Origin of the sequence: Clostridium cellulovorans 743B (assembly GCF_000145275.1) — a bacterium.
Classification (GTDB): domain Bacteria; phylum Bacillota; class Clostridia; order Clostridiales; family Clostridiaceae; genus Clostridium_K; species Clostridium_K cellulovorans.
In genome coordinates this window covers 759,987-772,484 of the sequence record NC_014393.1, presented here as the reverse complement: position 1 = coordinate 772,484, position 12,498 = coordinate 759,987, and the positions used below count along the sequence as shown (strand labels likewise).

The following is a 12,498-nucleotide window of genomic DNA, read 5'->3' as shown; positions in this document are numbered from 1 at the left end:
ATTTATTTCTTTCAATGGAGTAAAATTAAACTGAATATGTCAAACTTTTCAGTTTAGTGACAATGTCTGGACCTTGAAAAATCAATATAACCATTAATTTATATATTTTTTATTGTGAAATCTTAGTTTAATATAACTATGCATATAAAATTGTATAAATTTAGCTTTGGTGTAATTTATGTCGAACTCAATATGAATACAACTTATTACTCCAGTAATTTTTCGATATAAATTAATCAATAACTAACAGACTCTTACCTTCACCCGAAAATGATATCGTATACAATAATATCGTATACAATGTTATGCTAACAACTAATCCTTCAAGGCTTTTTCTAATACGAAAATATAACTGTGTTGATTTTTCAAGGTCCAGAAAATAAATTTTTCTACAATATATATGTTTCACTAAAGCTTCTTCATAGCATATATTGATTTTTCAATAAACTTCAATATAGCTTCAATAATGAAACTTATATATTGAGAATGTAAAGTTTGAATATCTTTTTAGAAAGGAGGTATTTGAACAAAAGTAAACTATACTAATTGATTAAGCAATCAATTAGTCAATCAATCAATTAATCAACAAGTCAATCAATCAACTTTATATCAGACTCTATATATTTAGAGAATGATGAATTATTAAATGTACTATTATTAGGGGGGAAAGATTTCTATGAAAAGATTAAAAAAATTAACCTCAATAGTTGCTTCACTAATGGTTGCTTCTTCTTTTTGTTTTTCAACCACACAAGTAAAAGCTGCTGTTGATACTAACAATGATGACTGGCTACACTGTAAAGGTGACAAAATACTAGACAAAAATGGAAATGAAGTTTGGCTAACTGGAGCTAACTGGTTTGGATTTAACTGTAGTGAAAATGTAGTTCATGGTTCATGGTATGATGTTAAAAATCTTATGAAGAGTATTGCAGATAGAGGTATCGGACTTATAAGAATACCTATCTCTTCTGAACTTTTATGCAGCTGGATGAATGGCACACCAAATCCAACTTCGAGTGTATCAGCTGACAATAGCCCATACCACACTATTAATGCTGATTTTTACGATCCTGCAACTAAAGGTACTAAAGACAGTATGCAAATCTTTGATATTATGATGGGCTACTGCAAAGAACTTGGAATCAAGGTTATGGTAGACGTACATAGTCCTCATGCAGATAATTCTGGACATACATATCCATTATGGTATGGATTAGAGACAAAAACAGCTGGAGTAATCACAACAGACAAATGGATTGATTCCTTAACTTGGTTAGTAGACAAGTATAAAAATGATGATACTATCTTAGCTGTAGATTTAAAGAACGAGCCTCATGGTAAACGTAACTATAAAGCTGAGATCCCAACTGACATGGCAAAATGGGATGATTCTACAGACGAAAACAACTGGAAATATGCTGCAGAAAAGTGTTCAAAATCAGTACTTGCAGCAAATCCAAATATTCTTGTAATGATTGAAGGTGTAGAACAAACACCTAAATACGATAAAGGCTTTACATATGCTACACCAGATATTTGGCAATCAAGTGATGCAGATTCTCCATATGTTAGAGGCTGGTGGGGAGGAGTATTAAGTGGTGTTAAGAAATATCCTATAAACTTAGGTGATTTAAACAGCCAAGTAGTATATTCTCCACATGATTACGGTCCATCTGTATACAATCAAGTTTGGTTTGATAAAGACTTTACTAGACAAACTTTACTAGATGATTATTGGTATAATGCTTGGGCATTTATTGATGATCAAGGAATTGCACCTCTTTTAATAGGTGAATGGGGTGGACATATGGACGGAGGCAAAAACCAAAAGTGGATGGAACTTCTAAGAGACTATATGATCGAAAAACGAATTAACCACACTTTCTGGTGTATCAATCCAAACTCAGGTGATACTGGTGGATTAATTGGCTATGATTGGACAACTTGGGATGAAGCAAAATACGGCTTATTAAAACCTGCATTATGGCAAGATAAAGGCAAGTTTATCGGGCTTGATCATCAAGTAAAACTTGGTTCAAACGGTATGTCTTTAAATGAATACTTTAACTTAACACCAACGGATCCAACAGATCCAACAGATCCAACGAATCCAACAGAGCCTATAGTTCTCCCTGGAGATGTTAACGGTGATAAAGTTGTTAATGCAATGGATTATGCAATATTAAAAAAATACCTATTAAACGGTTCAAGTGTAACTATAAACCAAGCTAATTCTGATCTAAACGGTGACAGCAAAGTTAACGCTATTGACTTTGCAAAATTAAAATTATTATTACTTAGCAAGTAATAATAATATTATTATTGTTATTTAGCTTGAATATTTTTATCTCAAATAATTAGCTAATATACAAATTAAAGCCTCCACTAATAAAATTTTTAGTGGAGGCTTCTATCAAAATGCTCTATTTATAATTGAACTATTTATCCAAAATTCAGTTGTATTCCTATTATCAAACTATTTAGCTTTATTTATATAGTACCATAATCTAAAGCCAAGTCTTTTGTAGCTTCTATCACAGCAGCTTTCTTCATATATAGTGATAAAATAGATGTAGTCAATACATTACATACTTTATATGCAAAAATGCAATCTATCATCTCACTTGGTCCACTAGCTAAATATTCAACATGCAATCTATCTATATAATTAAAAATCTCAGGTAGTGTTTCTAATAACGGAACACTTGCATCTAACCCCTTCAATTCTTTGATTTTTTTTCTATTAAATAATATCATAACTTGTCTAAATTCATATACATGATGATCTTTTCTAGCACCTTCATAATATTTTTTATTATGAGGATAAGTAAAGAAATCTGTAATGAAATGAATAACTTCACCTAATCTTACGTAGAATTCTCTTGAATCCCAATTTTCCTCGTAATCTTCAAATACCTTCTCTATCATTTTATAAACATAGTCTTTTGCTTCTTCTTTATAATGAGTTGTATCAAACTTTCCTCTTCTAAGATCAGGTCTTACACTTCCGTACACAAAGCTATATCTATTCATAGAAATTCCAAGAATATTCTCAATATCTCTATTTATCTTATTTGCTATAACTACGTGTGAAATAGTATTCATCGAACTACTCCTTTACACTTTTATATTATTCATTTTATCATAGTTTAAGAAAAAAACTAGTCTAAATCAAAAAATTATCTCGTTATTTTTAAAATCATTACATTTACATACATTTAATGATATTAATTGAATTTTATTGGCATTTTTTGTTGTGCTGCTATGTCAAATTTTCTACTACTTTAACCCACGGGGACTAACGTTCTATGACTATAACCAAAGAACCTGTGCCTTAGATAATTTATTATCTACTACACAGGTCATAGTAATTTCTTCACATGTTTACTTTTTAAAATAATTTATACTTTAAATATAGTTTTATTTTTTAGACTTCTATATCCTCGTAAAAATAATAACCATCTTTTTTTCTTTCTTTAATATAATACATTGATGTATCTACTTTTTTCATTAACTCATCAAGATTTTTCCCGTCACTTGGATATCTGACAATTCCTATACTGGCAGAAACCTTTATATCATCCCCAAAAATATTACTAGGCATCCTTATGGTATCAAGAATTTGCTGTACTAAGATTTCAATGTTTTTTCGTTCCTCACAGTGATACACTAAAATAGTAAATTCATCTCCACCTTGTCTAAAAATTTGTCCCGAATTCTTTAGTACTTCTTTCAATCTACTAGACACTGATAAAAGAACTTTATCCCCATAAAAATGACCATAGGTATCATTAACATACTTAAATCCATCCAAATCTATAAAAAACAATACCGGCATTCTTTTTGCTTCTTCAGCCTTTGAAATAGTATCACTAAATTCTTTGAGAAAATAATTCCTATTTCCTATATTCGTAAGTGGATCGTGGTAAGCCATATATTCAATCTTTTCATTGGACTTTTTAAGTTCAGATACATCTTCAACTACACAGTATATTCCATTAATGATATTATTAACGATTATAGGCATAAGATTTATCTTTAATTCTAAATTTTTCACTTGATCAAGTTTAAAAGAAATATCAAAGTTTTGTCTTCTCCCTTCTTTAGCAAGTTCAAAATGTTCCTTAATCTTTAATTGATTAGATTCATCCATAAAACTCATTACATCTAACCCTACTATTACTTCATTATTCTTTATATCTACTTCAAATAACTCAATAAAAACTGGATTAATACTTGTAATGATTCCATCTAAATCAAGAGAACAAATAGCATTTGGATTCATATCAAACAAAGATCTATACCTCTGACGACTTTGTGATAATTCATTTGTTCTTGCAGAAATAATCTCTCCAAGAGCCGAGTTTAGTTCATGGTATTTTTTTAATAGTAGCTTATTCTCCCTAAACATTAGGCTTAGTTTTAGGAATATAATCATACTATTTATTATCATAATTACTACATATATATCTCTATGCATCAAATGAATATTTATAACTAATATAGTGAATGATATAGCTGGAATATATAATTCTAAAGAATCTCCTATAATAACTTCTTCATCTACCTCTTTACTCTCAATAGGATTAATTGTAGCGATAATAGGTAGGTACATATAAAACCATACCCTTAAGAAGTTAACAATTGTGCTGCCTACAATATCATTTTGATCAAAAATTATATGCAATATTGCTGATATGTAATAAACAATAACTACCAACACAAATTTTTTGATAATATTCCTAAATGGACTTTGCCTAGATGAATAAAATAATAATGTTAAAAAAAGACCTGAGATTACATTTATCATAATCATCCAACTATCATTTCTTAAGGAGTTGATACTAAAAAAATAACTCCAAATGTTATTTATATTACTAAAGTATATCTTCCAACTTAATGCAATTATAACACTACATATTAATATAATATCTAATACATCTCTAGTTATCTTATTTTTCTTTTTAGTTTTGCATGTAAGATATGCAAAAGCAAATATATATATAATTCCCTTAATAAAGGAAGCTAATTTTCCTAAGTCCCCTACGATCATTATGTTTGGTATTATTAAACTTTGTATTGTTTCTAATAGCTCTGATAATATACTAAACATACATGAAAATGCAAGTAGAGTCATAAATCGTTTTCTAATACCCTGTAGTTCTTGAATCGCTTCCCAAAACCATAGTAAAGAAATAACTTGAGCAGAAATTAGAATACTTGTATGTCCGATAAATATATTATAATTACTATACATACTAATAATTCCATATAAGATTATTATAAAGGATATACATCCTATTACTTGCATCTTTCTTGTTCTTTCTGGAGTCATCTTCTTAATCCCACCTCCAATAAACTTCCTTTTACTTATAAATCAAATTATATTTAATATTATATTCTACAAATCCACCTTATCATTATAACAAAATATATCAACTTTCGCCTTATTTTTTATAATTTTATGACTCTTATCATATTATTATTTCTTTTCTCCATGAATAATTTCAATTTAAGTAAATAAAATACTCAATTTCTTCATCAATCTAATGTCCCTAACCTATATTGATCAAGTAATTTCATTCATAGCTATTACGATTTAAAAACTTCATCAATTTTATCAGTTATATATGAATTTAATGTAGAAACATTATCAAAACTTTTATATTTTTTTATAAAAAAATAGCCTTCAAAATCAAAATATTGTACAATATTTTCATATCATTCTTTTTATATTTTGATTTGGAGGCATTATTATGAACAAATCTTTTCTATTAATTGTAACAATCTTTATAAGCCTTTTTTTTCTTGGCTGTGAAAGTAAAAAAAACGATAATATTGTCGAAAACACCACTCCTTCTACAATTGAAGATCCAACTTTCACTGTAGATAATAGTGTAAAACCAACGGAAGAAATAACACCACCAACTACAGAAATTTCTCCTCCACCTAATGTAGAAACACCAAAGGTTGAAACATCGAAACAAGAAGAAAAAAAAACATCCTATGACTTTATAAAGGTGACCTACACTGAAAATAACGCTGAGATAAATTTTCCTGAGATAACAGGATTAAATGACAAAACTAAAGAAGACACCATTAATTCCTTAATAAAAACCCAAATATTGAATGAATTCGATAAATATACAAGTTCAGACTACATTAATTTTAAAGTAAATTACAAAATTACTTTATACAGTAATAGTCTTTTGAGTATTTATTATTACACCTTATTGTCAGCACCTGATTTACCTTATCAGCATCCTATGATATACACCACGAATATTGACATGAATACTGGCAAAAAAGTAAGATTACCTGATTTAGTATCTGTTAATGATAACCTTCTACAATTTATTGATGAAAGGCATTTAAAAGAAGCAGCTGTTCCTAGAAGTGAATCTCTAAGAAAATCTGGTATGAGTTATATAAATGAGGAAAAAACCCTTGTTAACAAGCCTGAAAATTATTCATATAACTTGCTATATCGTTTGACTGCTGCAGATGATACATTAGGTATACTTAGCTATTTAACAGAAGACTCTGTTGTTATTTGTTCTTATTTTCCTCATCAGAGTGCTTATCCATTGGAATTTGAAATAAAATTTGAAGAAATAAAAAATAACATTAAATCGGAAAATGCACTTTGGAAGAGTTTATTAAAGTAACAATTTTTTATGTTATTGTTCTCATAGGCCTTTAAAATTTTTTGAGTATTATGAATTAATTCGGGAAAACAACAATATAATAGAATATAACACTTTAAGGACGAGGTATTATGTTCAATAAAATTTTTCAAGTAAAAAAAATAATAGCACTTGTCTTAACTCTTACATTTGCATATCTAGCAATCAATGGCAGTATATCTTCAGAATCATTTTTAACTGTTTTCACAACAGTTGTTGCTTTTTATTTTGGTCAATCCACTGCAAGACAAAGTTTAGCAGATAGCTATTCCACCTTAACTTATACTAATAATAATAATAATAATAATAATAACCCTAACTCTAATTTTGATAATAGCGATGAATAAAGTTATTAAAGTACAGTACATTGCAAAATTTATTGAACTTAATTGATACATCATATAAAAAAGTTGCTTGCCTTTATAAAGGTAAGCAACTTTTTTATCTTTAAAATGCCTATTATATTAACTTCAATAACACTCCACCAATTTGCGCTAAAACAGGAGCGAAAACTAATGCTACAATAGTCATAAGTTTTATTAAAATATTCATCGCAGGTCCTGAGGTGTCCTTGAAAGGATCTCCAACAGTATCTCCAACTACTGCTGCTTTATGAGAGTTACTTCCCTTCCCCCCCATAGCACCACCTTCAATATATTTTTTAGCATTGTCCCATGCTCCACCTGCATTTGCCATCATTATTGCCATTAGTACACCAGTAACAACAGCTCCAGCTAATAATCCTGCTAAAGCTTCTACTCCCAATAAAACTCCAACTAATATAGGAATTACTATAGCTAATATACCTGGCAATAGCATTTCTTTTAAAGCTGCTGCTGTTGATATTTCAACGCACTTACCATATTCAGGCTTAGCTTCTTCCTCCATAATTCCTTTAATCTCTTTAAATTGCCTTCTTACTTCTTCAACCATTTGATTTGCTGCTTTTCCAACTGACTGCATAGTTAATGCTCCAAATAAAAATGGTAGAAGTCCCCCAATAAATACTCCTGAAAGAGTTACAGGATTTAATATATCAATACTCTTTAAGTCTACAGCTTGTGCATAAGATGCAAACAAAGCTAATGCTGTTAATGCTGCAGAACCTATGGCAAACCCCTTAGCAACTGCTGCTGTTGTGTTACCAACAGAATCCAATTTATCTGTAACTTGCCTTACTTCCTTTGGCATGTGTGACATTTCTGCAATACCACCAGCATTATCAGCAATAGGACCATAAGCATCAACTGCTACAGTAAGCCCTGTAGTTGAAAGCATTCCTATAGCCGAAAGTGCTATGCCATACAATCCCATAGTTGAATCACTAGCACCATCCATAGAAAAATACGCTACTAATATTCCTATAGCTATTAATATTATAGGAAATACAGTTGATAACATTCCTATAGATAATCCAGAAATTATATTTGTAGCTGCTCCAGTTTCCGATTGTGCCGCTATCTTTTTTACTGATTTATAATCAGCAGATGTATACATCTCTGTGATCTTCCCAATAGCAAGCCCAACGATTAATCCACTTGCCACAGCGATAAATGCTTTAAAATCATTAAAAACAACCTTACTTAGCACTGCTGTACCAATAATTGTTAGTATTCCTGAAATATAAGTTCCCATATTTAAAGATTTTTGAGGATTACTCCCTTTGCTATTTCTTGCAATAATGGCTCCAACAATAGATGCTATTATCCCGATCATAGCCAATGTAATTGGAAATGTAACCCCTTCCTTGCCTGAGAAAAGAGAAGTACCTAAGGTTATTGCAGATATTAAAGAACCTACATAAGATTCAAACAAATCTGCCCCCATTCCTGCAACATCACCTACATTATCACCTACATTATCAGCAATAACAGCAGGATTTCTTGGATCGTCTTCTGGGATACCGGCTTCAACCTTACCTACTAAATCAGCCCCAACGTCAGCCGCTTTTGTGTATATTCCTCCACCAACTCTTGCAAATAGTGCTATTGATGAAGCTCCTAATCCGAAACCAGTTAAATAGATTACCTTTCCATTAAATAATATGTAGAGTAAGCTTAAGCCTAGAACCCCCAAACCAACAACACACATTCCCATTACTGCACCGCCAGAAAAAGCGATTTTTAATGCTGGATTTTCTCCTTCTTTAGCAGCTTCAGCAGTTCGTACATTTGCTTTTGTAGCAACCTGCATTCCAAAGTAACCTGCTAGAATCGAAAAAATAGCTCCTACAACAAATGCTATCGCTGTAAAAATATCTATAGCTAAAGAAAGAATAATAAATAAAATTACAATAAATACAGCTAAATACTTATATTCTCTTTTCAAAAAAGCCATAGCACCTTGATGAATGTAGTTAGAGATTTCTTCCATCTTTGCATTTGTAACTTTTATCTTAGCAATTCCTATAGCTAGAAAGTACGCAAAGGCCAATGCAACACAGCCACATAGCGCAGATAAAATAAATGTTTGCATAATACCACCTCCAAATTACAATATAATAATAGTTTTGCTCATATTTAATTATCTCATTCTAAATATTAGAATTATGAATACCTATAAGCAATTAATCTTTAAAAATAATCCAAGATACATTTATATATACTTTTATTCATTTGATTTTATTACCAAATAGTTCCACACTTTCTTAAGAAGATTTCTAATTGTTATAGATTAAACCTTCTAGACCTTTGTAGTAGTTTTTGACGACTCACTGTTTTTTAGCGAAACTCCATTCCAAAACTTATGCTTTTTAACTTATCTACAGTTTCAACTTTTTATAATCTTCCATAAAATAAAAAACTAGTATGTTTAGAATTCCTCCTAAATATACTAGCCTTTTTACTTATAGTTTTTACGCTCTTTTTCCTATCTTTCTTCTCTTATAATCGTATATACCTTCTTTTATCGCAGAAACCTTATCTTTTTCCCCTTTTATAGCAAGCAATGATATCTTAACCATTCTCGTTCCATAAAAATATAATAAAAACTTATGTTTATGTTGTTTATTATACTTATCGTTAAAATATAATCTATTTCTATTACTATAATATAAAACTGTAGGCGATTCAGCTCCCCCCATAGTTCTACTTACCTTATGATATACTACAGCTTTTGGTGTATAAACTATCTTAAAGCCCGCATGCTTTGCCTTTAGACAATAATCTGTATCCTCATAATATAAGAAATACTCGTCACTGAGCATACCTACTGTCTCAAGAATTTTTCTTGGAATAAATAAGCAACAACCTGATGCAAAATCCACTTCTTTTTCTTCATCAAATTGACCATTATCTACTTCATTTATTCCTCTATTATGAGTTGTTCCCTTTTTCCATCTAAACTCTCCGCCACAAGACCAAAGAATATTTTTCTCATCATAATAAGGTATCTTTGGACTTACTATGCAATTCTTTCTTTCCGCTACTTCTAGCATAGGTTTGATAAATTCTTGTTCTACAACAGTGTCATTATTTAAAAGCATTATGTATTGAGCATTTTCTTTTAAGGCCAATTCTATGCCTTGATTATTAGCACATGAAAAGCCTAAATTATCTTGATTCTCTATAAATATAACTTTGTTTTCAAATTGCCTTTTTAGTTCAGTTATAGATCCATCCTTTGATCCGTTATCTACAACTATGATTTTTTTATTGTCGTAGTTCTCCTTTAATAAGGATTCTATGCATTCCTCTGTATCATTCTTATTATTAAAATTCACCAAAATAATAGCTACTAAGGGGTTAATCATTAAAATCCTTCCCTTCAATTTCATTGTATAAATCTATAATAAGCTTACCTTGAGCTTCTAAGGAATATTTATCCTTTATACTGTTTAAAGCGTTAGCCGCAAGATAATGATATTTTTCGTGCTCTTTTGAAACTTCTATACAATACTTAGAAAATTCCATTGGATCTTCAGTGATTATTAATTCCTTTAGGTTCTCAAAATCTGTACCTTCTACTGCTTTTGGTGTGGCTATAACTATTTTACCCATTCCTAAAGACTCCACAAGTTTTATTTTTACTCCTGCTCCATGATTTATAGGACATATAATACAAGATGCTTCATCAATAAAACTATTCAAATCATCCACATAACCATGAGCCGTAACATTAGAGTATGTGGATAACATGTTCTTAAATTCATCACTTGCGTTTCCTATTATATCAATTTGAACTTCTGGTGATAATTTTACAAGATCTTCATATACCTTCTCCAAAAACCATTGAATGCCTTTTATATTATGAGAAACACCTAAATCACCAAAATATAAAATTTTATTTCTTTTGGCATTACTGTAGTTTATATTTTCCTTAAAAGGCACTGCTGGTGGCATCCAAACGAACTTTTCCTTTCCCAAAGGATAAGTCTGTGAAAAAACATCTAATTCTGACTTAGATATAAAAAGGAACTTATCAAAATAATCTACAATGCTATCCTCTAAATTTTTATATTTTTTAGAATCTCTATTTTGAAGTAAGGATACAAGTTTATTATCCGTTGAATAGGATAACTCTTTTCTATATAAACTTTCTATATCATGCATTCTAATGAATTTTCTTTTAGCTCTAACATCATCCTTAAGGACAAATTCAAACATATGCTCACCCTCGAGAATAGCCAAATCATACTTGTTCTTTTTAAGAATTTCTGCAAATTTTTTTGAATATTTATTTTGAACACTAAGTGGAAGTTTTCCTAGTAAATATGTTAACTTATTAGCTTGATTAGATGTATATATCCTATTTAGTTTAACTTCCTTAGGGATCGGTCTTGTTTCTTCATTCTCTTTAGTTTTTGTATATAAATCAATGGAAGTATCCATAAGTGATAAAGCTTTCATCCTATTGCCTATATCAATCTTACCACCATCTTTTTTTCCTGAGTATGGGTTTGTAAAGGATAATACGCAAGTTTTAACGGCCATAATTTCCTCCTACTTACTACTCATTTTTCCAAGTACATTTTTTTTATAATCTCTATAGCCTCTATAAATATTCTTCAATTTCTTAAGCTTATCCTTTTCACCTAAAACTATCTTTATAGTCTCTTTATAAAAACAATTTCTATCATAAGAAATATAATTTTCATATTTGTCTTTATATTTATCCCACATCCACATTCTATTTCTAGTTATATAGTATCTGCGGAAAGCACTATGATTAGTTGTTGTAAATTTAAATGGTCCGAAACCATTTCTCTTTATGTCTCCAAGATTATGGTCGAGTATTATAGTATTAACTTGAACTATTTCATAGCCATTGTCTCTTAATCTAAGGCAGTACTCACTATCAACATAATCTATAAAAAAATCATCTTTAAATGAGCCTGTTTTTTTATACCCTTCCAAGCTCAACAAGTTGCCTGAAGTCATAACTACGTCCATACGTTCATATTCTTTATCGGTTTCTGGCACAGGCTTTAATCTACTTCCCGGGAATGGAGCCACAATACCAATGTTTTCAACCTTATCACTAGCTATAAAATCATATAACCTTGTTACCATTTTGTCACTAGCTTTGCTATCTTGATCCATCGTTAAAAGCCATGAAAAGCCTTGTTCCAAAGCTGCTTCTGCACCTACATTTAGGGCTTTTGCTATCCCTCTGTTGCCATTCAATGATATATATTTTACTTTTTCTATATTTTTTATTTCACCTATAAGTTTTCTGTTTTCTTTATCTGAATTATCTATTGCGTAAAGTATCTCTACTTCATTAATATATGATTTTATATTGTCTAAAATATTATTTGTAGGATTATATAGAACAACAACGGCAGCAATTTTTCTCATTTCATTTCCTC

The 12,498-nt window shown here is 30.1% G+C and carries 9 protein-coding genes; 3 read left to right on the top strand and 6 right to left on the bottom strand.

Annotated features, from left to right (window positions below; genetic code table 11):
- Positions 1 to 676: 676 nt before the first annotated feature.
- Complete coding sequence (locus CLOCEL_RS03190; RefSeq protein ID WP_010074830.1) at positions 677 to 2,311, top strand: cellulase family glycosylhydrolase; 1,635 nt, start codon at positions 677 to 679, stop codon at positions 2,309 to 2,311.
- A gap of 182 nt (positions 2,312 to 2,493) precedes the next feature.
- On the opposite strand, the gene CLOCEL_RS03185 is transcribed toward CLOCEL_RS03190, so the two are convergent.
- A complete protein-coding gene (locus CLOCEL_RS03185; RefSeq protein ID WP_010074831.1) occupies positions 2,494 to 3,108 on the bottom strand; it encodes a zinc dependent phospholipase C family protein in 615 nt (204 codons plus the stop codon).
- Positions 3,109 to 3,430: 322 nt separating this feature from the next.
- Positions 3,431 to 5,338, bottom strand: a complete 1,908-nt coding sequence (locus tag CLOCEL_RS03180; RefSeq protein ID WP_010074832.1) for a sensor domain-containing diguanylate cyclase — start codon at positions 5,336 to 5,338, stop codon at positions 3,431 to 3,433.
- A 421-nt stretch (positions 5,339 to 5,759) separates the two neighbouring features.
- Here CLOCEL_RS03180 and CLOCEL_RS03175 point away from each other — a divergent pair, with 421 nt between their 5' ends.
- Both CLOCEL_RS03175 and CLOCEL_RS03170 read left to right on the top strand, forming a co-directional pair.
- Positions 5,760 to 6,671, top strand: a complete 912-nt coding sequence (locus CLOCEL_RS03175) for a polysaccharide deacetylase family protein (protein WP_010074833.1) — start codon at positions 5,760 to 5,762, stop codon at positions 6,669 to 6,671.
- Positions 6,672 to 6,781: 110 nt separating this feature from the next.
- Positions 6,782 to 7,036, top strand: coding sequence for a hypothetical protein (locus CLOCEL_RS03170; protein WP_010074834.1), 255 nt, complete (start codon positions 6,782 to 6,784; stop codon positions 7,034 to 7,036).
- Between the two features lie 112 nt (positions 7,037 to 7,148).
- Here CLOCEL_RS03170 and CLOCEL_RS03165 read toward each other — a convergent pair whose 3' ends face one another.
- The 4 genes from CLOCEL_RS03165 to CLOCEL_RS03150 form a co-directional block, all read right to left on the bottom strand.
- A complete protein-coding gene (locus CLOCEL_RS03165) occupies positions 7,149 to 9,164 on the bottom strand; it encodes a sodium-translocating pyrophosphatase (RefSeq protein WP_010074835.1) in 2,016 nt (671 codons plus the stop codon).
- A 379-nt stretch (positions 9,165 to 9,543) separates the two neighbouring features.
- Positions 9,544 to 10,440 carry a glycosyltransferase family 2 protein gene (locus tag CLOCEL_RS03160; protein WP_010074836.1) on the bottom strand — a complete coding sequence of 299 codons (897 nt, stop codon included), beginning with the start codon at positions 10,438 to 10,440 and terminating at the stop codon, positions 9,544 to 9,546.
- A complete protein-coding gene (locus CLOCEL_RS03155) occupies positions 10,433 to 11,620 on the bottom strand; it encodes a glycosyltransferase family 4 protein (RefSeq protein WP_010074837.1) in 1,188 nt (395 codons plus the stop codon). The genes CLOCEL_RS03160 and CLOCEL_RS03155 overlap by 8 nt, the downstream gene beginning before the upstream one ends.
- Positions 11,621 to 11,629: 9 nt before the next feature.
- On the bottom strand, positions 11,630 to 12,487 hold the full coding sequence (locus CLOCEL_RS03150) for a glycosyltransferase family 2 protein (RefSeq protein ID WP_010074838.1): 858 nt from the start codon (positions 12,485 to 12,487) through the stop codon (positions 11,630 to 11,632).
- Between the last annotated feature and the right edge of the window lie 11 nt (positions 12,488 to 12,498).

What these genes read in the sequence shown, in the direction of transcription:
- CLOCEL_RS03190 (WP_010074830.1), top strand. Translation starts at nt 677, where the DNA reads ATGAAAAGATTAAAAAAATTAACCTCAATAGTTGCTTCACTAATGGTT.
- CLOCEL_RS03185 (WP_010074831.1), bottom strand. Translation starts at nt 3,108, where the DNA reads ATGAATACTATTTCACACGTAGTTATAGCAAATAAGATAAATAGAGAT.
- CLOCEL_RS03180 (WP_010074832.1), bottom strand. Translation starts at nt 5,338, where the DNA reads ATGACTCCAGAAAGAACAAGAAAGATGCAAGTAATAGGATGTATATCC.
- CLOCEL_RS03175 (WP_010074833.1), top strand. Translation starts at nt 5,760, where the DNA reads ATGAACAAATCTTTTCTATTAATTGTAACAATCTTTATAAGCCTTTTT.
- CLOCEL_RS03170 (WP_010074834.1), top strand. Translation starts at nt 6,782, where the DNA reads ATGTTCAATAAAATTTTTCAAGTAAAAAAAATAATAGCACTTGTCTTA.
- CLOCEL_RS03165 (WP_010074835.1), bottom strand. Translation starts at nt 9,164, where the DNA reads ATGCAAACATTTATTTTATCTGCGCTATGTGGCTGTGTTGCATTGGCC.
- CLOCEL_RS03160 (WP_010074836.1), bottom strand. Translation starts at nt 10,440, where the DNA reads ATGATTAACCCCTTAGTAGCTATTATTTTGGTGAATTTTAATAATAAG.
- CLOCEL_RS03155 (WP_010074837.1), bottom strand. Translation starts at nt 11,620, where the DNA reads ATGGCCGTTAAAACTTGCGTATTATCCTTTACAAACCCATACTCAGGA.
- CLOCEL_RS03150 (WP_010074838.1), bottom strand. Translation starts at nt 12,487, where the DNA reads ATGAGAAAAATTGCTGCCGTTGTTGTTCTATATAATCCTACAAATAAT.